The 22372-nt window shown below is 73.2% G+C and carries 23 protein-coding genes; 5 read left to right on the top strand and 18 right to left on the bottom strand.

The annotated features are described in order from the left end of the window. The first annotated feature begins 155 nt into the window (after positions 1-155). Complete coding sequence (locus ACFQTY_RS07035) at positions 156-869, top strand: HAD hydrolase-like protein (protein WP_378098792.1); 714 nt, start codon at positions 156-158, stop codon at positions 867-869. Here ACFQTY_RS07035 and ACFQTY_RS07030 read toward each other — a convergent pair. Continuing rightward, complete coding sequence (locus tag ACFQTY_RS07030; protein WP_378098790.1) at positions 820-1347, bottom strand: phosphoribosyltransferase; 528 nt, start codon at positions 1345-1347, stop codon at positions 820-822. The genes ACFQTY_RS07035 and ACFQTY_RS07030 overlap by 50 nt on opposite strands. Before the next feature lie 102 nt (positions 1348-1449). Here ACFQTY_RS07030 and ACFQTY_RS07025 point away from each other — a divergent pair, with 102 nt between their 5' ends. After that, the gene (locus tag ACFQTY_RS07025; RefSeq protein WP_291758779.1) at positions 1450-2223 is read left to right on the top strand and encodes a DUF1206 domain-containing protein; all 774 of its coding nucleotides are present in this window, start codon (positions 1450-1452) and stop codon (positions 2221-2223) included. Here the strand turns inward: ACFQTY_RS07025 and ACFQTY_RS07020 are convergent. From ACFQTY_RS07020 to ACFQTY_RS07010, 3 genes are all read right to left on the bottom strand, one after another. Further along, positions 2128-3108 (bottom strand): phosphatase PAP2 family protein, encoded by a 981-nt coding sequence (locus tag ACFQTY_RS07020; RefSeq protein ID WP_378098787.1) that lies wholly within the window; start codon positions 3106-3108, stop codon positions 2128-2130. The two genes, ACFQTY_RS07025 and ACFQTY_RS07020, sit on opposite strands and share 96 nt — an antisense overlap. Further along, the gene (locus ACFQTY_RS07015; RefSeq protein WP_378098785.1) at positions 3108-3824 is read right to left on the bottom strand and encodes a phosphatase PAP2 family protein; all 717 of its coding nucleotides are present in this window, start codon (positions 3822-3824) and stop codon (positions 3108-3110) included. Before ACFQTY_RS07015 ends, ACFQTY_RS07020 begins: the two co-directional genes overlap by 1 nt. Before the next feature lie 140 nt (positions 3825-3964). Continuing rightward, positions 3965-4771 carry a hypothetical protein gene (locus ACFQTY_RS07010; RefSeq protein ID WP_378098783.1) on the bottom strand — a complete coding sequence of 269 codons (807 nt, stop codon included), beginning with the start codon at positions 4769-4771 and terminating at the stop codon, positions 3965-3967. Positions 4772-5099: 328 nt separating this feature from the next. Between ACFQTY_RS07010 and ACFQTY_RS07005 the strand changes: the two genes are divergently transcribed. Beyond that, entirely contained in the window at positions 5100-5855 is a 756-nt protein-coding gene (locus ACFQTY_RS07005) for a TipAS antibiotic-recognition domain-containing protein (RefSeq protein ID WP_378098781.1), read from the top strand. A gap of 61 nt (positions 5856-5916) precedes the next feature. Here the strand turns inward: ACFQTY_RS07005 and lepB are convergent, their stop codons facing one another. The 5 genes from lepB to ACFQTY_RS06980 all read right to left on the bottom strand — a co-directional run bounded on the left by lepB (position 5917) and on the right by ACFQTY_RS06980 (position 10310). Beyond that, positions 5917-6324 carry a signal peptidase I gene (lepB, locus tag ACFQTY_RS07000; RefSeq protein ID WP_378098779.1) on the bottom strand — a complete coding sequence of 136 codons (408 nt, stop codon included), beginning with the start codon at positions 6322-6324 and terminating at the stop codon, positions 5917-5919. Further along, entirely contained in the window at positions 6324-6980 is a 657-nt protein-coding gene (locus tag ACFQTY_RS06995) for a DUF6448 family protein (RefSeq protein WP_378098777.1), read from the bottom strand. Before ACFQTY_RS06995 ends, lepB begins: the two co-directional genes overlap by 1 nt. Before the next feature lie 81 nt (positions 6981-7061). Next, entirely contained in the window at positions 7062-7766 is a 705-nt protein-coding gene (locus tag ACFQTY_RS06990; protein WP_291758798.1) for a Crp/Fnr family transcriptional regulator, read from the bottom strand. A 52-nt stretch (positions 7767-7818) separates the two neighbouring features. Continuing rightward, positions 7819-9351, bottom strand: a complete 1533-nt coding sequence (locus ACFQTY_RS06985) for a phytoene desaturase family protein (protein ID WP_378098774.1) — start codon at positions 9349-9351, stop codon at positions 7819-7821. After that, entirely contained in the window at positions 9348-10310 is a 963-nt protein-coding gene (locus tag ACFQTY_RS06980) for a squalene/phytoene synthase family protein (protein ID WP_291758805.1), read from the bottom strand. The genes ACFQTY_RS06985 and ACFQTY_RS06980 overlap by 4 nt, the downstream gene beginning before the upstream one ends. Positions 10311-10507: 197 nt before the next feature. Between ACFQTY_RS06980 and ACFQTY_RS06975 the strand changes: the two genes are divergently transcribed. Both ACFQTY_RS06975 and poxB read left to right on the top strand, forming a co-directional pair. Further along, positions 10508-11101 carry a TetR/AcrR family transcriptional regulator gene (locus ACFQTY_RS06975; protein WP_291758808.1) on the top strand — a complete coding sequence of 198 codons (594 nt, stop codon included), beginning with the start codon at positions 10508-10510 and terminating at the stop codon, positions 11099-11101. 66 nt (positions 11102-11167) lie between these two features. Next, positions 11168-12889, top strand: a complete 1722-nt coding sequence (gene poxB / locus ACFQTY_RS06970; protein WP_378098771.1) for a ubiquinone-dependent pyruvate dehydrogenase — start codon at positions 11168-11170, stop codon at positions 12887-12889. Between the two features lie 79 nt (positions 12890-12968). Here the strand turns inward: poxB and ACFQTY_RS06965 are convergent, their stop codons facing one another. The 9 genes from ACFQTY_RS06965 to ACFQTY_RS06925 form a co-directional block, all read right to left on the bottom strand. Continuing rightward, positions 12969-13718 (bottom strand): SDR family NAD(P)-dependent oxidoreductase, encoded by a 750-nt coding sequence (locus ACFQTY_RS06965; RefSeq protein ID WP_378098769.1) that lies wholly within the window; start codon positions 13716-13718, stop codon positions 12969-12971. Next, entirely contained in the window at positions 13715-15076 is a 1362-nt protein-coding gene (locus ACFQTY_RS06960) for an aspartate aminotransferase family protein (protein WP_378098767.1), read from the bottom strand. The genes ACFQTY_RS06965 and ACFQTY_RS06960 overlap by 4 nt, the downstream gene beginning before the upstream one ends. 114 nt (positions 15077-15190) lie before the next feature. Next, on the bottom strand, positions 15191-16360 hold the full coding sequence (locus ACFQTY_RS06955) for an ABC transporter substrate-binding protein (protein ID WP_378098765.1): 1170 nt from the start codon (positions 16358-16360) through the stop codon (positions 15191-15193). 100 nt (positions 16361-16460) lie between these two features. Next, positions 16461-17225, bottom strand: coding sequence for an ABC transporter permease (locus tag ACFQTY_RS06950; RefSeq protein ID WP_378098760.1), 765 nt, complete (start codon positions 17223-17225; stop codon positions 16461-16463). Continuing rightward, positions 17222-18073, bottom strand: coding sequence for an ABC transporter ATP-binding protein (locus ACFQTY_RS06945; RefSeq protein ID WP_378098758.1), 852 nt, complete (start codon positions 18071-18073; stop codon positions 17222-17224). Before ACFQTY_RS06945 ends, ACFQTY_RS06950 begins: the two co-directional genes overlap by 4 nt. Further along, positions 18070-18954: an ABC transporter permease gene (locus ACFQTY_RS06940; protein WP_378098756.1), complete on the bottom strand. Its 885-nt coding sequence runs from the start codon at positions 18952-18954 to the stop codon at positions 18070-18072. Before ACFQTY_RS06940 ends, ACFQTY_RS06945 begins: the two co-directional genes overlap by 4 nt. Continuing rightward, a complete protein-coding gene (locus ACFQTY_RS06935) occupies positions 18951-19982 on the bottom strand; it encodes a TIGR03842 family LLM class F420-dependent oxidoreductase (protein ID WP_378098754.1) in 1032 nt (343 codons plus the stop codon). Before ACFQTY_RS06935 ends, ACFQTY_RS06940 begins: the two co-directional genes overlap by 4 nt. A gap of 7 nt (positions 19983-19989) precedes the next feature. Next, positions 19990-21411, bottom strand: a complete 1422-nt coding sequence (gene hydA, locus ACFQTY_RS06930; protein WP_378098752.1) for a dihydropyrimidinase — start codon at positions 21409-21411, stop codon at positions 19990-19992. 25 nt (positions 21412-21436) lie between these two features. After that, complete coding sequence (locus ACFQTY_RS06925; RefSeq protein WP_337973072.1) at positions 21437-22285, bottom strand: nitrilase-related carbon-nitrogen hydrolase; 849 nt, start codon at positions 22283-22285, stop codon at positions 21437-21439. Positions 22286-22372: the final 87 nt, after the last annotated feature.

Here is a 22372-nt window from a genome sequence, read left to right as displayed (position 1 = left end):
GCTGCGGACCTGTTCTTCCGGAGGCTCGCCGGTGATGGCCGGGTCGACGCCTGTGCCCCGAGTGTATGACGAGCCTGCGCGGGTGAGGCGCGCGACCTGCTGGCGCGGCCGGCCCGGGCCGTCGGGCACCTCAGGGCCGCTGAGACAATCGTGGGATGAGGCCCGCACCGCTCGTCCTGCTCGACCTCGACGGCACCCTGACGGACTCGGCCCCCGGGATCGTGGCGTCGGCGCAGGCGGCCTACGCCGACCTCGAGCTGCCGACCCCCGACGCCGCGACGCTGCGCACCTTCGTCGGGCCGCCGATCGCCGGGTCGTTCCTGGCGCACGGGGTGCCGCCCGAGCGCGTCGCCGAGGCGATCGCCGCGTACCGGCGGTACTTCCGGGCCGGCGGCATGTACGACAACGCGGTGTTCGAGGGCGTGCCGGAGGCGCTGCGCGGGCTGCGCGCCGCCGGTGCCCGGCTGGTCGTCGCCACGTCGAAGCCGACGGTGTTCGCCCGGCCGATCGTCGAGCACTTCGGTCTCGCGGAGCTGCTGGACGGGGTGTTCGGGGCTCCGCCGGACGACCTGCCGTCGTCGAAGGCCACCGTGATCGCCGAGGCGCTCGCCTCGCTCGGGCCCGACGGCTACGACCCGGCCACCACGCTGATGGTGGGCGACCGGGAGCACGACGTCATCGGCGCCCGCGCGCACGGCATCGACACGCTGGGGGTGGCGTGGGGCTACGCCGTTCCGGGCGAGCTGCTGGGAGCCGGGGCCGTGGCCGTGCTGCACCGCCCCGCCGAGCTTGTGCCCGCGGTGGCGGGCCGGCTGCCGCTCAGCCCGCAGAAGGTGCGACCGGAGGCTGCGCCGACCACGGGAAGGTGATCCACCGGTCGGTGCGCCGCCACACGTAGTCCGGGTCGACGACCGATCGAGGCTTGGCGTACAGCACCGCGGTGCGCGCCTCGTCGCAGTGCTCGGCCACCAGCCGCTGCACCAGCGCCAGCGTCTCCCCCGTGTCGGCCACGTCGTCCACGACGAGGGCCCGCAGGCCGTGCAGCGCCGACGTGTCCAGCAGCGGAGGGAGCACGGCCGGCTGCGCCAGCCGCTCGTCGACCCCCGTGTAGAACTCGACGTTCAGCGTGCCGACCGCCTTGGTGCCCAGCGCGTAGGCGAGGGCGCCACCCGGCGGCAGCCCGCCGCGCGCCACCGCCACCACGACGTCCGGCCGGAAACCGGAGTCGACCACCGCCTGGGCCAGCTCGCGGACCGCGGTGCCGAACAGCTCCCAGCCGAGCACCTCGCGGGCGTCCGCCAGCTCGGCACCGGACTCGTCTGCCTGGGTCGGGCGACCGATCGTCATCGGCACAGGGTAGGGGCGCCGCGTTGCCACCAGGTTGCGCACCGGCGGAGGCCCTGCGCCCTCGGCGCGCGGGTGCGCACAGCCGGTGCGATCCTGCGATCCATGGACCACACCGTGCGCGCGTCGGCCGTCCGGGCCGGCAACCACCCCGTGCTCGAGAACGGCGCCCGCCTGGGCTACGCGGCAAGCGGGGTGCTGCACCTGCTGCTGGGCTGGCTCGCCCTGCAGCTCGCCCTGGGCCACGCGGCCACGGCGGACCAGAACGGCGCGCTCGCAGCCCTCGCCAGCACCGGCATCGGCAAGGCGCTGCTGTGGGTGCTGCTGGCCGGGTTCATCCTGCTCGGCGTCTGGCAGGTGGCCGAGGCGATCGGCCGGTACGGCAAGCAGCGGATCAAGCCGGCCGCCAAGGCCGTGGTGTACCTGGCGCTCGCCTGGACCACGTTCAGCGTGCTGCGCGGTTCCGGGGCGTCCGGCAACCAGCAGTCCTCGGGCACGGCCGCCCGCCTGATGACCTACCCCGCCGGCCGGCTGCTGGTCGGCGCGATCGGCGTGCTGGTGGTCGTCGTCGGCGTCTACCACGTCGTCAAGGGCTGGAAGAAGAAGTTCCTCACCGACCTGCGCGAGCACCCCAACGGTGGCGTCGTGCTCGCCGGCCGCATCGGGTACGTGGCCAAGGGCATCGCGCTCGCCCTGGTGGGCGGCCTGTTCGTCTCGGCCGCGCTCACGGCGGACCCGACCAAGGCCAAGGGCCTGGACGGCGCGCTGCGCAGCCTGCTGGCGCTACCCCTGGGACGGGTGCTGCTGATCCTCGTGGCGGTGGGCCTGGCGGCGTACGGCATCTACTCCTTCGCCCGCGCGCGGTACGCCCGCGTCTGAGGCTGCCACCGGCGCTGCGGACGCGGGAGGTGCCGACGTGGGCGCGGCTGCATGCCGCCCGGTCCGCAGGGGCACCGGCCTGGACGCCGGCGTGAACGCCGACGTGGGCGAGGTCGGCGTCGGCGAGCCCGGTGCGGGCGTCAGCTCCGGGGTGAACCGGCCGTGCCCGGTGCGGTCGCGAGCGTCGTCGACCGGCGCCGCCCTCCCGGTGTCCCGGCGCAGGTACCCGTACGCGAGGGCCGCGCAGACGGCACCGTTGAGGAACCCGGCCGCGACGTCGGTGGCGCTGTGCATGCCGCGGTAGATCCGCGAGTACGCCACCGCGAACGGCACCAGCGCACAGAGCACGGTCACCAGCACCCGGACCCGGGTGCTGCGAATCCGCTGCGCGAGCAGCGCGAGGCTGAACCACAGGGCCGTCGACGCGCCGGTGTGCCCGCTGGGATAGCTCGACGTCGGCGGTGCCTGGTCGAGGTGCGGGACGTCGGGGCGCGGCCGCCCGACGATGAGCGACGTGCTCAGGAACACGGCGAGCTCGAGCAGGACCGCGATCGCGGGCACGACGGCGGACCACCACTGGCGCGTCGCCCACCACAGCAGCAGGACGGCGAGCAGCGTGCAGACGGCGATGACGCCCGTGCTGCCCGTGAGCGAGCCGTAGCGCGTCAGCGTGTTCATCAGCGGCGTCCGGCCGTCGGCGAGCGCCTGGCTCAGGGCGCGCTCCGACGGCACGCCGTGCAGCGGTCCGGTCAGCACCAGACCCAGGCCGAGCACCACGCCGAACAGCAGGACGGCCGGCAGCGCGGCACGGACCAGCGCGTCGCGGGCGGCCTCCCGGACGGTCGGCGCGGACCGGTCGGCGTCGTACCGGGTCAGGGCGCTCATCAGGGCTCCTCGGGGGACGGTGGGGCGGTGGAGGGGTGGTCGACCGAGGGTTCGTCGGGCGCAGCGGGACCACGGCCGAGGTAGCCGAGCGCCGAGCCTGCGGCGACGGCGGCCCCGAGCAGGTAGCCGCCCAGCACGTCGGACGGGAAGTGGGCGCCGAGCATCACCCGGTCCACGCCGATCAGCAGCACCGCCGCCACGGCGAGCACCACGCCGGTCGCACGTCCTCGGCGACGCAGCTGCGGCCAGAGCAGCACCAGCAGGACGATCGCCGCGACGGTCGTGTTGGTGGCGTGACCGGAGGGGAAGCTGTACCCCGGGGCGTGGTCCACGGCGTGCTCGACGACGGGCCGTGCGCGACCCACCAGGGCCTTGACCCCGTTGGCCAGCCCCCAGCCGAGCAGCACCGTGACGATCGCCCACAACGCCCGCGTGCCGAGGCTCCGACGCCGCCACGCCCACACGCAGACCAGGGCGACGACGAGGTTCACCCACGGGGGCTGGAACGCCGCCTGCCCGGCGAGCAGCACCGACCGCAGGGTCGCGTCCGTCTGGGCGAGCGGTGTCGCCGCGCGGATGGCGGCGTCGTCCAGCCGCACCACGTCCGGCACGCCCACCCGGACCACGAAGGCGAGCACGGCGGCGGGGATGCTGAACGCCAGCGAGAGCCCCACGGCACGCAGCAGCCGCCTGCGGCGGGACACCGTGGCCTTCATGCCTGCACGGTAGGGGTGGCGCCCGACGACCGCGCGTCGAGCCGTGCGCAACGGGTGACGACTGCAGGTGGCTGGTCCCCCCGCAGGTCGAGCGGGGTCTCCGACCCGCAGCTCGGTTCCGAAGATCGCGGGCGCAGACGTCAGCAGGCGAGGATGTCGATCCTCCAGCCGGTACCGGGCGTGTAGACGGCCGTGAACGGAAGGCCGGCGCCGACGCCGGACCCGGCGGACGCCTCCGGGAGGATCGCGCCGGTCCGCGTCGTGGCGGACGCCGGCGCCTGGTCCCAGACGATGGTCGACACCTCGGTCTGCACGAATCCGCCGCAGGAGCCGCAGCCACGGTTACGCAAGACGATCTCCATCAGCCGCACGTCGACCTCGGCCCGCGCGAGCGAGGCCGGGTTCACCGTCGGCAGTGGTGGTGTCGATCCCGCGGCGGTCACCACGCCCGCGAGGTCCGCATCGAAGCGTTGCGCTGCGACGGTGCCGTTGCCGAGGCACAGCACCATGTCCTCGCCCTCCGCCCGGGCCGTCGTCCCCTCAGGCGGGATGCGCGTGTACGTCCTGTCCGCGAAACGGAAGGGGCTCATCGCCAGCGTGCGGGAGGCGAGGTCGCTGTAGGTGGTCAGCACCCGCCGCATCAGCTCGCGAGGTAGGCCGCCCGGGATGGCCGACCCGACGGCACCGAGGTCGAGTCCCTGCACCGCCGCGGCCGTCGACCGGTCGACCACGACGGCGTCCGCGTGGATACCCGTGTTGATCAGGGCCGCTGCGGCATGCAGCCGCCTGTCGAGGTCACGCGCTGCGTCGACGAAGGGGGCGAGGTCGCCCTGCGCCGAGGCGCTCGTCAGGGGCGCCCCCGACGGCAGCGGGGTCGACGGCGTCGAGGACGGGGCCGACGACGACGGCGCCTCGACGGTGGGCGGCGCCGATGACGAACCAGGCACGCCGGACGGTGACGGGGTCGGCGCGCCGGGGGATGCTCCCGAGCAGGCACCGACCCCCAGAACGAGGAGGAAAGTCAGACAGACCCAGCCCCTGCGCAGCCGGCACATGGTGCAGCTCCCTGCGAGGCCGGACGCCACCGACGGGCACCGGCCCGCTACTCGACCATCGAACCGCGCGAGGCCTGGGCGCCAGGGCACGAGGTCCCAACCTGGCCGTTGCGTGTCGCCACCCAACGGGGCTTGACATTGACGCGGCGTCAACGCCTACCGTCGAGCAGGTTCGACGACAGGCGGCCTGACCAGGCCTTACACCGCGAGAGGTGCACCGATGGACTCCTCCATCCAGGAGGTGGCACGGCTGACCGGCACGACCAGCCGGGCGCTGCGCCACTACGACCACGTGGGCCTGCTGCGCCCGTCGCGGGTCGGCTCCAACGGCATGCGGTTCTACGACGCCGCGGCGCTGCTGCGGCTCCAGCGGATCCTCCTGCTGCGGGAGCTGGGGCTCGGGCTGACCGAGGTGCGCCGGGTGCTCGAGCGTGAGGTCGACGACGTGGCGGCGCTGCGTCGCCACCTCGCCGTGCTGCGCGCGGAGCAGGAGCGCCTCGCGCGGCAGATCGCCTCCGTCGAACGGACCGTCACGGCACGAGAGGCAGGAGAGGAACTGATGAGCGAGCAGATGTTCGACGGGTTCGACCACACGGTCTACCGCGAGGAGGTGGAGCAGCGCTGGGGCGTGGCCGCCTACGAGGAGTCCGACCGCTGGTGGCGGGGGCTCGGCGAGGAGGGGCGGGCCGCCTGGCAGGCCCGGCAGGCGGCCCTGCAGGCGGACTGGCGCGCGGCGGCGGATCGGGGCGTCGAGCCGGGCTCCGAGGAGGCGCAGCAGCTGGCCGCCCGGCACGTGGCGTGGCTGGCGGACGTGCCGGGGACCCCGGGTCACGGCGGCACCCCCGTGCGCGCCTACATCGAGGGGCTGGCCGACATGTACGTCGCCGACCCGCGGTTCGCGGCGCACTACGGCGGGCAGGACGGCGCCGAGCTGGTGCGCGACGCGCTGCACAGGTACGCCGAGCAGCACCTCTGACAGGACGGCGCCGGTTGCCGTCACCCGGCACCTGGTGACGGCAAACGGCGCCGGTCCCGGATCAGGTGCCGGCCGGCAGGCGGCGACCGACGAGCCGGCCGACCAGCGCCTCACGGGGCAGGTACGGCTGCTGCCACGACCGGGCGTCGTCGGAGGCGTCGCGGTTGTCGCCGAGCAGCAGGTAGTGGTCCGGCGGGACGCGGAACGTGCCGCGGAACACCGAAGGGCTCGCGTACGGCTCCTCCAGCCACCGCCCGTTGACCGTGATCCGGCCGTCCACCAGCACCAGGCGCTCCCCCGGCAGGCCGACCACCCGCTTGACGATGCGGCGACCGAGCTCCGCGGAGTCCGCCACCACCACGTCGCCGCGCCGGACGGCTCGCCGCCCGAACGACCGGGTCAGCCACAGGGAACCGTCGCGGAGCGCCGGTTCCATCGAGCCGGACCGCACGACGGTGAGCCAGGGCATCAGCTCGCGCGCTGCGACGGCAGCGCGCCGAGATTCGGGTGCGACCGGTGGCCGCCCGTGGCGCCCACGGCGTGCACGTCGTGGTGGGCATCGTCGTGGTGGGCATCGCCGTGGCCCGCGGCGTAGTGCACGTAGTCGACGTAGGCCGCGACCGCGGCTCGTGCCGCCGGCAGGTCGCCGTTGTCGTGGTCCTTCAGCGCGCTCGCGGCGGCGAACCGCTCCACGACGCCCTGCCAGCGATCGGCATGGACCAGACCGTGCAACGGGACGAGCGAGCCGGTCTCGAGCGCCCGGTCGGCGGCCGTCACGGCGGGTGGCTGAGGGGTCCCGGACGGCTTGATGCCGTCGAAGCCCGCGCCCTCCCCCGCACGGTGCAGGCGCACCAGCGTCTCGAGGAAGCGCCGGTCGGCCCCGACCCGCTCGGGACCCAGGCCTGCGGCCACGGCGGCGAACGCCGTCCGCACCTCGTCCTCGTCGGCAGCGTGCACCCACGCCAGCGCGTGGTTGACGTCACCGCTGATCAGCGCACGTCGGCCGGCCTTCACCACCGGGCCGTCCTCGGTGTCGCAGTGCGCGCTCGCCGGTCGCACGACGAGCCGCGCCGCTGCCCGCATGCCGCGTGCGATCGTCCGGGTGAGGGTCCTCTGGGGGGTCATCGTCCGCTCCTTCGTCGTCGGTGAGGCGACGGTACGAAGGTCGCGGACGGCCCGCCTTGACGCAGGTCAAGCCCCACCTGGTCAGGACGTCGCGCGCCGGTCCAGCGCGGCGGGATCGAGGATCGCGACGTCGCGCCCGGGGAGCACCTCGATCAGCCCGTCCCGCTCCAGGGCCCGCAACCGACGGCTGAGCGTCTCCGGCGTGGTGCCCAGGTACGCGGCGACCTGGTTCTTGGGCAGCGGCAGGTGGACCGTGGCGCGTCCGCCGTCCCAGGTGCTGGGTGCGTCGAGCAGGTACGCGGCCACCCGGGTCCCGACGTCGGCGGACGTGAGCGCCGCGAGCATGCGCTCCGCGGAGGTCAGCTTGGCCGCGACGGCGCGCAGCATCCCCACACCGATGTCGGGCATGCGCGCGAGCAGGCGCGCCAGCTCGGCGTGCTCCAGCGTGCACAGCCGGGACGGCTCGACGGCGGTGGCGTCCTCCTCGGCGGGTGCGCCGGTCAGGAACGCCGCCTCGCCCGAGACGTCGCCGGGCCCCAGCACCCGCAGGATCGTGCGGTGCCCGCTCGCGCTGGTGCGGGACACGGCGACCCGGCCCTCGTGGACGACGAGCAGCCGCGGGGACCGCTCCCCCGCGCGCACCACCGCCTGGCCGGCCTCGACCGAGACGGGACGCACGTGCCGGGCGACCTCCGCCTGCTGCTCCCGCGAGAGGCCCGCGAACACGGGCACCCGCGCGACGCACGGGTCCGGCGACGCCGTGGTGGACGATCGTGACGCAGGCACGTCGGCATCGTCGCACCGGTCCGGGCAACGGTGACCGGCACCCGGAGGCCGGTCACCGCTGCGCGGCTCGCGGACGGTCGACGCCGAGGTCGTCGAGCAGCCGTTCCGCGGCCAGCCGGCCGGACACGAGCGCGGTCGGCACACCGGTGCCCGGGTGGGTGCTGGCGCCCGCGAAGTAGAGGTTGCGGTAGCGCTCGTGCCGGTTGTGCGGTCGCAGGTAGGCCAGCTGCGGCAGCGTGTGCGCCAGCCCGTGCGTCGCGCCCCAGGCGAGGTTGTGGTGCGCCTGCCAGGTCAGCGGCGTCGCGGTCGCCTCGACGGTCACGTGCGCGTCGAGGTCGTCGATTCCGACCTGGGCCAGCCGCCGCAGCACGGCGGAGCGGGCCCTGGCCAGCTCACCGGCCCACAGCTCACGCTCCCGCTCCCGGCGGTCCGGGTCGGTGCCGTCGTAGGTCAGGTGTCCCGACGGCACCACGGCGACGAGGGTCTCACCGCCGGGCGGCGCAGCCGTCGGGTCCACCGAGGCGGGGGCGTGCACGTACACGCTGGGGTCGTCCGGCAGGGGCTCGTTGCGGTCGATGCTGTCGAAGTTCTCGCGGTAGCGGTCACCGAGGAACAGGGTGTGCGGCCGCAGCTGCGGGTACCGGCGGTCCAGCCCCCAGTAGAAGCTGATCGTCGACCCGGAGAACGTCTTGCGAGCCAGCCGCGCCGCCGGCGCGGGGTCCGGCAGCAGAGCGCGGTAGACGTAGGGCAGGTCGGCGTTGGCGACGACGACGTCGGCCGGCAGCACGCCGTCGTCGTGCAGCCGGACCCCGGTCACCCGGCCGCCCTCGACCTCGATGCGCCGCACCGGCTCGTCGTACCGGAACCGCACGCCCGCCTCGTCCGCGAGCGCCGCGAGCACCTCGACGATCCGGTACATCCCGCCGGTCGGGTACCAGACGCCGTGCGCGAGCTCGCTGTGCGGCGTCAGGGAGAACGTCGACGGCGCACTGAACGGGCTCAGTCCCATGTACACGTCCTGGCACGTGAACGCCGCCTTGAGCTGTGGCGAGGTGAAGAACCGGGCCATGTGGCGGTAGTGCGGCACCAGGGCGTGGACCCGCAGCGCGAGGGCCAGGCTGCGGGGGTTGACGAAGTCCACGGCCCGGCGGAAGTCGCGCTCGACCAGGCCCGGCATCGACAGGTCGTAGTGCCGGCGCCCCTCCTCGAGGTAGCGCAGCAGGCCGCCGAACGAGCCGGGCTCGATCGCCTCGAGCTGGCGGCGCATCGCCTCCAGGTCGGACGTCATGGCGAGCCGCGTGCCGTCGTCGAACACCATGTCGTACGTCGGGTCGACCCGGACGGGGGCCAGGTCACGGTCGAGGTCGGCGCCCAGGTGCGCCAGCTCGCTCCGGTAGAGCAGCGGCATGATCAGCAGGGTCGGGCCCGTCGAGAACCGATGACCCTCCCGCGTGAACTGCCCGAGCCGGCCGCCGGGCGCCCCGTTCTTCTCGACGACGGTCACGTCGAGACCCTGCCGGGCGAGGTGGATCGCCGCGGACAGGCCGCCGACGCCTGCGCCGACCACGACCGCCCGTGTGCTCATGCGCCGACCTCCTGCCGCGCGCCACGGGCGGCCGCTGGCGACATGGTGAGCGCCGACCGCGCGGTCCCCACCGCGATCCGCACACCGCCGCGCCACGTCGCCCGCTCGGGGTAGGACGCTCGCAGCCGGTAGCCGTCGTGCTCGATCGCGTCCAGCACCCACTCGAACCGGGCGACGTACGCGTGACCGGCCAGCCGGCACCGTCGGCTCTCCACCGCGGCGAACGACCGGCGGCCCGCCGCGAAGCAGGACCGGGCGAGCGCCACGCGGTCCTGCACCCACGCGCGCACGTCCGGCTCGTGCACCCACTCCAGGGGGTGGGCACCGCTCCGCACCAGCTCGGCCGGGAGGTTGAGGTAGCCCGCCTCGACGTCCTCGACCAGGTCGCGCAGCATGTGCGCGACGTGGGCGCCGCGCACCGCGACGTACCGGTCGGCACCGTGCGGCGCGCCCGCACCGTGGCCGATGCAGTGGTGCAAGGCCTCCGTCACCGCGACGGACAGGCTCTGCGTGTACGCGTCGAGCGTCGCCACGTCGACCGCTCGTCCCCGTCGACCGGCGTCGACCTGCATCACGTCGAGCATCGACCGCAGGCACAGCGGCAGCCCCTCGCCGTCCGGCGAGGGCGCGGCCGGACGCAGGGGCCGGCGGGCGCGGTCGCGGTCGACGAGCCCGAGCAGCAGCGCCTCCTGCGGCCGCAGCACGCTGCACGGTCGTCCGTCGAGCGCGGCCTCCAGCAGGGCACGCTGCTGGGCGACGAAGGCCAGCCGCCGCCGGTCGTCGGGGAGGTGCTCGTCCACCTGGTCGTCGAGCCAGCGGAAATAGGCGTACAGCGCGAAGCCGTCGCCTCGGAAGTCGCGGTCGGCCAGCCGGCGCACCGTGAGGTACGACTGCAGGCTCGCCGCCCGGGTGATGGACGCCGCGAGCGCGTCCTGGGTCGCACCACCGCGCCCTGGCATCCACCGCCGCCTTCTGTGCCGTCCGGCTTCTCCGGCCCCGATGCGCCCGGTCCGCACCTGCGCGCGGGGCGTCGTGCCGGTCCCCTGCTGGGAACGTAGCCACCACCCCGACCCGCCCGCGCGGGTCCTCCGACCCATCCGAGCGATCTGCGTCACACCTCGGGACGTTCGTCCTCGGCAGCGATATAGTGAACAACGTGTCCAGTAATACCGACACCGCCCGACCGGGCCGGCCACGCTCCGAGCGGCGGCGCACCGCGATCCTCGAGGCCGCCGCCGAGCTCGCCCTCGCCGGGGGGTCGATCCCGACCATGGACGCCATCGCCGCGCGCGCCGGCGTCTCCCGGACCACCCTCTACAAGTGGTGGCCGTCGGCCGCCACCGTGCTCCTCGAAGGGCTGCTCGAGCACTTCCACGAGAGCATCGAGTTCGACGACGACCTGCCGGTGCGCGAGGCGCTCACCGCGCAGGTGGACGCGCTGGTGCACCTGCTGCGCGACACCTCCGCCGGGATGCTGCTGCGGCAGCTGATGGCGGCGTCCATCACCGAGCGCGACGTGGCCGCCGCGATGCTCGAGCACTGGCTCGAACCGCGCCGGCTGGCCGCGATCCACCACCTCGAGCGCGGCATCGCCACGGGCGTCGTCCGCCCGGGCACCGACACCGGACTGGTGACGGACACCTTGTTCGCACCGGCCTACTACCGGCTGATCTGGGGGCACACGGAGCTGGGCGACGACCTCGCCGAGCAGGTGTGCGCGCTGGTCTGGCCGAGCGTCGCCACCCCCTGATCCCCCACCGTCTGGTCCCCCACCCGCACCACCCGCCACCACAGGCCCACCACGAAGAAGGTCCACATGGTCACCGTCGCCAAGAACATGGTCGACACGCTCGTCGCCGCCGGGGTCAAGCGCGTCTACGGCATCCCCGGCGACTCGCTCAACGGCTTCACCGACGCCCTGCGGGGCTCGGGGATCGACTGGGTGCACGTGCGGCACGAGGAGGCCGCGGCCTTCGCGGCCGGTGCCGAGGCGGCCCTGACCGGCGAGCTGGCGGTGTGCGTCGGCAGCGCCGGGCCCGGCAACCTGCACCTGATCAACGGCCTGTTCGACGCGCAGCGCTCGGGCGCGCCGGTGCTGGCGATCGCGGCGCACATCCCGACCTCGGAGATCGGCAGCGGCTACTTCCAGGAGACGCACCCGCAGGAGCTGTTCCGCGAGTGCTCGGTGTACTCGGAGTACGCCTCGTCGCCGTCGCAGATGCCGCGCATCCTGCGCACCGCGATGCAGACGGCGCTGGAGAAGAAGGGCGTCGCCGTCGTCGTCATCCCGGGCGACGTCGCCCTCGCCGAGGCCGAGGACACGCGCGTGACGCCGGTGCGTGCCACCCGGCCGCGGATCCTGCCGTCCACCGCCGAGCTGGAGCAGGCCGCCCAGCTGCTCGGTGCCGGCCGCAAGGTGACGATCCTCGCGGGTGCAGGGGTCGAGGGCGCGCACGACGAGGTCGCGGCGCTGGCCGACCGCCTGGCCGCGCCGATCGTGCACACCCTGCGCTCCAAGCAGTTCGTCGAGCACGACAACCCGTTCGACGTCGGCATGACCGGCCTGCTCGGCTTCGCCTCCGGCTACCGCGCGCTCGAGGCGTGCGACACCCTGCTGATGCTCGGCACCGACTTCCCGTACCGGCCGTTCCTGCCCGAGAAGGCCACCGTGATCCAGGTGGACATCCGCGGTGAGAACCTGGGCCGCCGCACGCCCCTGGCGCTCGGCATGGTCGGCGACGTCAAGGAGACGGTCACCGCGCTGCTGCCCCTGCTGGCCAAGAAGACGGACCGCTCGCACCTGGACGACTCCCTCGCGCACTACCGCACCACGCGCACCAAGCTCGACGACCTGGCCACCCCCCGCAAGGGCGACCAGCCGCTGCACCCGCAGTACGTCGCCAAGGTGATCGACGAGGTCGCGTCGAAGGACGCCGTGTTCATCCCCGACGTCGGCTCCCCCGTCATCTGGGCCGCCCGCTACCTGACCATGAACGGCGACCGGAAGGTGATCGGCTCGTTCATCCACGGGTCGATGGCGAACGCGCTGCCGCAGGCCGTCGGCGCGCAGGCGGCGTTCCCGGGACGGCAGGTGGTGGCGATGTCCGGCGACGGCGGGGTCGCGATGCTGCTCGGCGAGCTGCTGACGTTCACCCAGAACAAGCTGCCGGTGAAGATCGTCGTGTTCAACAACTCGTCGCTGAACTTCGTCGAGCTGGAGATGAAGGCCGCCGGGTTCGTCACCAACGCGACCGGGCTGGAGAACCCGAACCTGGCCGGGATCGCCGCGGCGGCGGGTCTCAAGGCGTTCCGGGTGGAGCGGTCGGCGGACCTGCGCACGGCGCTGGAGGAGGCGTTCGCGTACGACGGACCGGCGTTCGTCGACGTGGTCACCGAGCGCCAGGAGCTGACCATCCCGCCGTCGATCAAGCTCGACCAGGCCAAGGGCTTCGCGCTGTACGCCCTGCGGACGCTGCTCTCCGGCCGTGGCGACGAGCTGCTGGACCTGGGCCGCGCGAACCTGCGCCAGGTGTTCTGAGCCGTCGGGAGCCGGCCCCGGCCGGGACGCGGGAACGGCCCCGCAGCGACCGATGCTGCGGGGCCGTTCCCGTCCGGCGTCAGACGCCCGTGCGAGCCGTGGTGGTGTTGTTGGCCTGCGCCCGCGGACGGACGACGAGCAGGTCGACGTTGACGTGCGACGGACGGCTCAGCGTCCACGCGATCGCGTCGGCGATGTCCTCGGCCACCAGCGGCTGGTAGCCCTCGTACACCTTCGCCGCCCGCTCGGCGTCGCCGCCGAACCGGACCAGGGAGAACTCCTCGGTGGCGACCGCGCCGGGCGCGATCTCGATGACGCGCAGCGGCTCGCCGACGATCTCCCAGCGCAGGGTGGTGGTGAGCAGCTGCTCGGCGGCCTTGACCCCCGTGTAGCCGGCTCCGCCCGGGTAGGCGCCGTGCGCCGCGGTGGACGTCACGACCACCACGTCACCGGCTCCGCGCTCTCGCAGCAGGGGCAGCACGGCCTTGGTGACGCGCAGGGTGCCGAGCACGTTGAGCTCGTACATGGTGCGCCACTGGTCCAGGTCGGCGTGCTCGACGGGCTCCAGCCCCAGGGCGCCGCCGGCATTGTTCACCACCGCGTCGAGCCCGCCGGTGGCGGCCAGGTGCGAGACGAGCGCGGCGACGTCGTCGTCGCTGGTCACGTCGGCCGGGTACGCCTCGGCGCCGGTCTCCTCAGCGAGCGCCGCGAGACGGTCGGCGCGGCGGGCCGTGGCGACGACGTCCCAGCCGTCGGCGCGCAGCCGCCGGACCGTGGCGGCGCCGATGCCGGACGAGGCGCCGGTGACGAGGACCCGACGCGCGCTCATGCCGCGCCCCCGGCGGTCACGGCGGTCAGCGCGTCGTCAATGATCGCCAGGCCGCGCCGGGCGTCCTCGGAGCTGATCACGCACGGCGGCACCACGTGGATGCGGTTGTCGGAGACGAAGGGCAGCAGGCCGCGGTCGAGAAGGGCGCGTTTCACGGCGCCCATCGTCGCAGGGCTCACGGGCCTCCTGCTGTCCCGGTCGGCCACCAGCTCGACCGCCCAGAACACCCCGGTGCCGCGTACCTCGCCCACCAGCGGCTGGCCGGCCGCCAGCTCCGCGAGGCCCGGCGCCAGCACGTCCGTGCCGATCGCCGCGGCGTTGGGCACCACACCCTCGTCCTCCATGGCGGTGACGGTCGCCTCGATCGCCGCCATCGCCAGCGGGTGGCCGGAGTACGTCAGGCCGCCGGGGAACACGCGCTCGTCGAACGTCGCGGCGACCGGGTCGCTGATCAGCACCCCGCCGGCCGGCACGTAACCGGAGTTCACGCCCTTGGCGAAGGTGATCAGGTCCGGCACCACGTCGTGCTGCTCGAACGCGAACCACGAGCCGGTGCGGCCGAAGCCGGCCATCACCTCGTCGAGGATCAGCACGATGCCGTACCGGTCGGCGATCGCCCGGACCCCGGCCAGGTAGCCGGGCGGCGGCACCAGGACGCCCGCAGTGCCCGGGACGGACTCGAGCAGGATCGCGGCGACCGTCTCCGGACCCTCGCACTGGATCACCCGCTCGAGGTGCTGCAGGGCACGTTCGCACTCCTGCTCCGGGGTCATCGCCCAGAACTCCGTGCGGTACAGGTAGGGGGTGAACACGTGCACGTGACCGCGCGCGTACTCGTTGGGCATCCGGCGCCAGTCGCCCGTCGCGTTCACCGCGGCGCCGGTGTTGCCGTGGTACGAGCGGTAGCCGCTGACCACCTTGTCGCGTCCGGTGTGCAGCCGGGCCATCCGGATCGCGTTCTCGTTGGCGTCGGCACCGGCGTTGGTGAAGAAGACCTTGGAGAACCCGGCCGGCGCGTGCTCGACGATCTTGGCCGCCGCGCGGCCACGGGTCAGGTTCGCGGTGGCCGGCGCGATGGTCGTCAGCAGGTCCGCCTGCTCGTGGATCGCGGCGACGACCTTGGGGTGCTGGTAGCCGATGTTGACGTTGACCAGCTGGCTGGAGAAGTCGAGGTAGCGGTGGCCGGAGTGGTCCCACAGCTCGCAGCCCGCACCGCCCGCCAGCACGAACGGCGTCAGGTGCGCCTGCGCCGACCAGGAGTGGAACAGGTGCGCGCGGTCCAGGCTCGCCGCGAGGGCGTCGAGCTCCGGTCCGGTCGGGGCCGCGGCGGTCGGGACGGCCGGGGCTGCGTGTGGCATGAGCGAGGCTCCTCGTGGCGGTGCTGGTCGGTGGTGACGATCGGTTGCGCAGGGTGCTGCGGGCGGTGGGGGCGGACCTCGGACGGTTCCGGGCCGCCCCCACCGCCCGTCGGACTAGTTGCCGCCCTCGGCGAGGGTGACGGTGATCGGCTTGAAGCTCGAGCCGGTCACGTCGACCCCCTCGGCCTTGAGCTCGTCGAGCGCCTTGGTGACGTAGTCGTTGGTGTACGCGTCGGCGTCCGGCTTCTTGGTGATGACGGTCGCGCCCTGGTCGTTCTTGGTGCCCAGCGCGATGGCGACGGTCTGGTCCCAGGCCTTCTGGTCGATCATCCCGGCGCCGTCCGGCGCCGGCCAGATCAGCTTGTTCACCTCGTTGGTCTGCCACAGCTGGTGGCTCTGGCCGAGCTTGGAGCCCGCGGCCACGACGATGTCCCGCGCGGCCTCCGGGTTGTCCCGGACGTACGCCCAGCCCTTGATGCTGGCCTTGATGAACTTCACGGTCGTGTCCTGGTACGCCTTGTCCGACTTGAGCTTGTCGGTGTTGGCCCAGATCGCGTCCTGCAGCATCGCGGTGCCCTCGGTGTTCCAGTCGACGACGTTGAAGTCGTCGGCCGTGTACTGCTTGCCGGTGGCCGGGTTCTTCGCCTCGAGCAGCTGGGCGTACTCGTTGTAGACCATCGCCTGGGCCGCGTCGATGTCACCGGCGAGGAAGGCGTTCATGTCGAACTGCTGCTGCACCAGCGTGACGTCCTTCGCCGGGTCGAGGCCGGCCTTGGTCATGCCGGCGAACAGCTCGAACTCGTTGCCGAAGCCCCAGTTGCCCACCTTCTTGCCCTTGAGGGCCGCTGCGGTGGTGATGTCCTTGTCCTTGAACGAGACCTGCAGCGTGCCGGAGCGCTGGAAGATCTGCGCCACGTCGGTGATCCCGGCACCCTGCTCACGGGAGGCGAGTGCCTTGGGCACCCACGCCAGCGCGTAGTCCACCGACCCGTTGGCCAGCTGGGTCTGCGGCACGATGTCGGTGCCGCCCTCGACGATCTGCACGTCGAGACCCTCGTCCTTGTAGTAGCCCTGCTTCAGCGCCGCGTAGTAGCCGGCGAACTGGGCCTGCGTGAACCACTGCAGCTGCAGCTTGACCGGGGTGAGCGCGCCGGAGCCGCCCGTCCCGGACGCGGAGGCTGCCGGTGCGGCGGCCGAGCCGCTGCTGCTGCAGCCGGTCAGCGCGAGCGCTGCGGCGGTCGCGGCGACGGTCAGGCCCCACGCGGTGCGCCTGGTGAGTCTCATCTGGCTCATCCCTTTCCTCGGTGCGGGGTGCGGCTCGCGGAGGGGCGAGACGCCGGGTCGGCCGGCCTGGCGCCGATGGCAGGCGGGACGGGTGGTGGGCTCAGGCGGCTCCCTGACGGCGGGCGACGGCGTGCTCGGCCGCGAGCGTGACCAGGTAGAACACGAGCCCGAGCGCGATCGCGCCGACCACGAAGGCCCAGGCCCGGGCATAGGCCGAGTTGGACGCCGCGGCGGTGATCCGCGAGCCGAGGCCGTTCTGCAGCCCGCCGAAGTACTCCGCGACGATCGCGGCGATCACCCCGGTGGACGAGGCGATGCGCAGGCCGGTGAACAGGTACGGCAGCGCACCGGGGACCGTGACCGTCCTGGCGAGCTGGCCCGGCGTGGCGGCGTAGGCCCGCAGCAGGTCGCGGTGCACGGGCAGCACCTGGCGCAGCCCGCGCAGGGTGTTGACGAACACCGGGGCGAACACGACCACGGCGACGATCAGTCGCCGTGGGGTCGTGGTGGTGGTGCCGAACATCGTGTTCAGCGCCGGTGCCAGGGCGACGATCGGCATCACGGCCAGCGCCGCGGCAGTCGGCGACATCAGGGCGTCCACCACCCGGCTGCGGGCGGCGAGCAGCGCGGCGCCGACCGCCGCGAGGGCCCCGAGCAGCAGCCCGACCAGCACGTTCGTGCCCGTCGCCAGCGCGGAGCGCCACACCAGCGGCCACACCGTCACCAGCTGCGTCCAGATCGCGGTCGGTGCCGGCAGCAGGTAGGGCTTGACGCCACTGACCTGGACGAACAGCTGCCAGGCCAGCAGCGCCAGCGCGCCGAGCGCGACGGGCGCGAGCCACCGGCGGACCGCGGCGGCCGTCATCGCAGGTCCACGCCGCGCGCCGCGGTCGCGCCACCGTGCAGCGCCTCGCGCACCGCGGTGACGTCGGCGAAGAACGCGCTGTCCTCGCGGGTGCCGTCCGTGCGGCTGGCCGTCGCGGCCAGGGAGATCGGCACCACCTGGCTGATCCGGCCCGGTCGGGCGCTCATCACCACCACGCGGTGGGACAGGAACACCGCCTCGGGGATCGAGTGCGTGACGAACAGCACCGCCGCGCCGCTCTCCGCGCAGATGCGCACCAGCTCGGTCTGCATCCGTTCGCGGGTCATCTCGTCGAGCGCGCCGAAGGGCTCGTCCATCAGCAGCAGGCTCGGTCGCTCCGCCAGCGAGCGGGCGATCGCCACGCGCTGCTGCATGCCGCCCGACAGCTGGCCCGGCAGGTGGCCGGCGAAGTCCCCCAGCCCCACCATCTCGAGCAGCTCGGTCGCCCGCGCGGCTCGCTGCCGGCGTCCGACGCCGTGCAGCTCCAACGGCAGCTCGACGTTGGCCCTGACGGTGCGCCACGGCAGCAGCCCCGCCTGCTGGAACGCGATGCCGTAGTCCTGCCCCTCCCGGGCCACGCGCGGCGGCTTGCCGAACACGGTCAGCTCGCCGGACGTCGGCTCGTCCAGGTCGGCGACCAGGCGCAGCAACGTGGACTTGCCGCACCCGGACGGTCCGATCAGGGAGACGAACTCCCCCGCGGCGACCGTCAGGTCGACGCCCTCGAGCGCGACCACCTCGCCGCTGCGGGTGCAGAACGTCTTGCCGACGCCGCGGGCGACCACCGCGGCGGCGGGATGCGTAGTGACCGGCGCAACCGGCGCCGGGGTGGGGGTGGGGACGGTCACGAGGACACCTCCGCGTAGCGGTAGCGGCGCAGCAGCAGCCCGACGAGGCCGACGAGCCCGGCGGCGACCAGGCCGAGGGCGGCGGCGGCCACGATCGCCGCCCACGGCTTGCCCGGGTCGCCGCTGGCGGACTGCGCGTACGAGATGATCAGCCGCCCGATGCCCCCGGGGGTCCCGGTGGACACCTCGGCGACGATGGCGCCCACCACGGCCGTGGCGGCGCCGAGCCGCAGCGCGGGCAGCACGTACGGCACGCTGGCCGGCAGCCGCAGCGAGACGAGCGTGCGCCACCACCCGGCGGCCTGGGCGCGGAACAGGTCGGTCTGCGCCGGCGTCGGGGACTGCAGCCCCCGCAGCGCGCCGACGGCCACCGGGAAGAACGCCAGGTAGGACGCGATCGCGGCCACCGACATCCACCGCTGCCACTCGAACGCGCCGAGGTGGATCCGCCCGCCCCAGCCGACCACCAGCGGGGCCAGCGCGATCAGCGGGACGGTCTGGCTGAGCACCACCCACGGGAGCACCGCGGCCTCGGCGAGCCGGCGCCGGGCCATCAGCACGGCCAGGGCCATCCCGGCGACCACCCCCACCAACCAGCCCGCGAGCGCCACCCGCAACGTGAACCAGCCGGCCTTGCCCATCGCGACGAGGACGGAGTCGGCGCCGCGCGCCGACGTCTCCGACCGACCCATCCGGGCGACCACGTCCCACACGTGCGGCATCGCGTGGTCGTCGGTGCGGGGCAGCACGCTGGCGCCGAGCACGTGCACGCCCGCGGCGGGGACCACGGCCTTGACCAGCTCCCAGACCAGGCAGAACAGCAGCAGGGCGGCGATCCCGTAGACGGTCGCGCGCAGGGCGCGGTACCGGCCGCCCGTCATGCCGTCGCCACCACGGGCTCGGCGAGCGCCGGGATCACCCGCTCGCCGTACAGGCGCATCGTCTCCTCCTTGTTGTCGTGCTGGAGGTAGAGCGCGTACTGCGTGCAGCCCAGGGACTCGAGCACCCGCAGCTTCTCCACGTGCTCGTACGGCGAGCCGAGCAGGCAGAAGCGCTCGACGATCTCGTCCGGCACGAAGGTCGTGTGGGTGTTCCCCGCGCGGCCGTGCTGGTTGTAGTCGTAGCCCTCGCGGTCGCGGATGTAGTCGGTCAGGGCCTTCGGCACCGCGGAGTCCGTCCCGTACCGCCGGACGATCTCCGCGACGTGGTTGCCGACCATCCCGCCGAACCAGCGGCACTGCTCACGCATGTGCGCGCGCTCGGCGGGCGACTGCCCGTCGCCGACGTACGCCGGTGCCGCGACGCAGAACTGCACCTCGTCCGGGTCGCGCCCCGCCGCCTCGGCCGAGTCGCGGACCGCCCGGATCATCCAGGTGGCGATGTCCGGGTCCGCCAGCTGCAGGATGAACGCGTCGCCCACCTCGCCGGTGAGCTTGAGGGCCTGCGGGCCGTAGGCGGCGACCCACACCTCGAGCTGCGAGCGCGTCGCCCACGGGAACCGGACCGTGCGGTCGTTCAGGTGCGCCGCTCGACCGTTCCCCAGCTCGCGGATCACCTGCACCGCCTCGCGCAGCGTCGCGAGGTTGGACGGCCTGCCGTTCAGCGTCCGCACGGCCGAGTCGCCCCGCCCGATGCCGCACACCGTCCGGTTGCCGTACATCTCGTTCAGGGTGGCGAACAGGGACGCGATCACGGTCCAGTCCCGCGTCGCGGGGTTGGTGACCATCGGGCCGACCTTGACCGTGTGCGTCGCGGCGAGGATCGCGGAGTAGATGACGAACGGCTCCTGCCACAGCAGGTGCGAGTCGAACGTCCACACGTAGTCGAAGCCGTGGGTCTCGGCCTGGCGGGCCAGGTCGACGGTCCGCCAGGCGGGTGGGTTGGTCTGCAGGACGACGCCGAAGTCCATGTGCGCCTCAGACCAGGTACTGCGACAGGTCGCGCTTGAGGAACTTCCCGTGGCCGGCGGTGCCCAGGAACTGCCCGTCGTCCACGATCACCGACCCGCGGGAGATCACGGTGTCGACGTGCCCGTCGATCTCGTAGCCCTCCCAGGCCGAGTAGTCCATGTTCATGTGGTGCGTCTTGCCCACCCCGATCGACGTGTGGCCGTTCGGGTCGTAGACCACGACGTCCGCGTCGGCGCCCGGGGCGAGGACGCCCTTGCGGCCGTACAGGCCGAACATCCGCGCCGGGGTGGCGGCGATCAGCTCCACCCAGCGCTCCAGGGTGATCTGCCCGGTGACGACGCCCTGGTAGAGCAGGTCGACGCGGTGCTCCACCGAGCCGATGCCGTTGGGGATCTTGGAGAAGTCGCCGATCCCGAGCTCCTTCTGCCCCTTCATGCAGAAGGGGCAGTGGTCGGTGGACACCACCTGCAGGTCGTTGGTGCGCAGCGCCTGCCACATGTGCTCCTGGTGGTGCTCCGCCTTGGACCGCAGCGGGGTGGAGCACACCCACTTGGCTCCCTCGAAGCCGGGGGCGCCGAGCTGGTCCTCCAGGGTCAGGTACAGGTACTGCGGGCAGGTCTCGCCGAACACGTTCTGCCCGGTGTCCCGGGCGGCGGCGATCTGCGCGACGGCCTGCTTGTCCGAGACGTGCACCACGTAAAGCGGCGCGCCGGTGTACTGCGCCAGCATGATCGCCCGGTGCGTGGCCTCCTCCTCCGCCTGCCACGGCCGCGAGATGCCGTGGTAGTACGGGTCGGTCTTGCCCTGCGCCACCAGCTGCTGCACCACGGTGTCGATCCACGACCCGTTCTCCGCGTGCATCATGACCAGCGCGCCGTTGTCCGCCGCCTTCTGCATCGCGCGCAGGATCTGGCCGTCGTCGGACAGGAACACGCCCTTGTAGGCCTGGAACAGCTTGAAGCTGCTCACGCCCTCGGCCACCAGCTCGTCCATCGCGTCCAGGGACGAGTCCTGCACGTCGCTCAGGATCTGGTGGAACCCGTAGTCGATCGCACAGCTCCCGGCGGCCTTCTGGTGCCACAGCGCGTACTGGTCCAGCGGGTTCTCGCCCGCGTACTGGACGACGAAGTCGATGATGCTCGTCGTCCCGCCCCACGCGGCGGCCGTGGTGCCCGTCTCGAAGGTGTCGGAGGCGAACGTGCCGCCGAACGGCATCTCCATGTGCGTGTGCGCGTCGATCCCGCCGGGGATCACGTACTTGCCGGCGGCGTCGACGACGCGGTCCACGGAGGCCGCCAGGTCGTGGCCGAGCAGCGTGGAGCCGGGGTCGAGGATCGCGACGATCCTCTCTCCGTCGATCAGCACGTCGGCGGCGCCGCGGCCGGTGGCGTTGACCACCGTGCCGCCGGTGATGAGCGTGGTCGGCATAGGTCTCCTTCGCGGGTCGGTGCGGTCAGGGCGCGACGATCGGGCCGTACTGGTCCGGCCGACGGTCGCGGAAGAACTGCCAGCGCTCGCGCACCTCGCGGATCTGCTCCAGGTCCAGGTCCCGGACGATCAGCTGGTCGTCGGTGCTCGACCCGACCTCTCCGACGTAGTTCCCGTCCGGGCCCACGGCGTACGACGAGCCGTAGAAGTTGACGGCCTCGTCCCCGTACTCGTTGTCCTCCAGGCCGACGCGGTTGTTCGCGATGACGAAGTACCCGTTGGCCACCGCCGCGGCGGGCTGCTCGAGCTCCCACAGCCGGTTCGAGACGCCGGGCGCCGTCGCGTTCGGGTTGAACACGATCTGCGCGCCGTTCAGCGCGAGCGTGCGCCACCCCTCCGGGAAGTGCCGGTCGTAGCAGATGTTCACGCCGATCTTGCCGACCGCCGTGTCGAACACCGGCCAGCCGGTGTTCCCGGGGCGGAAGTAGAACTTCTCCCAGAACTTGGGCAGGTGCGGGATGTGGTGCTTGCGGTACTTGCCCAGCACGGTGCCGTCCGCGTCGATGACGACGGCCGTGTTGTAGAGGACCCCAGGCTGGTCCTCCTCGTAGATCGGCAGCACGATCACGATGCCCAGCTCGGCGGCCAGCGCGGCGAAGCGGTCGACGGTCGGGCCGGGGATCGTCTCGGCGTAGTCGTAGTAGGCGGTGTCCTGCGTGATGCCGAAGTACGGCCCGTAGAACAGCTCCTGGAAGCCGATCACCTGCGCGCCGGCGGAGGCCGCCTCGCGGGTCCACGCCTCGTGCAGCGCGATCATCGACTCCTTGTCCCCGGTCCAGGTGGCCTGGGTGAAGGCGACGCGTACGACGGTCATCTGCGGCTCCTCGGTGGTGCTCGGCATCGGGCGAGAAGCGGTACGTCGGGTCCGGCGGGGGCCGTCCCGGCCGCACCGCCTGGAATG

The sequence above is a fragment of the Cellulomonas sp. T2.31MG-18 genome, from assembly GCF_964266755.1.
Classification (GTDB): domain Bacteria; phylum Actinomycetota; class Actinomycetes; order Actinomycetales; family Cellulomonadaceae; genus Cellulomonas.
Note: the sequence above shows the minus strand (reverse complement) of the source record. Positions and strands in the feature narration are given on the sequence as shown.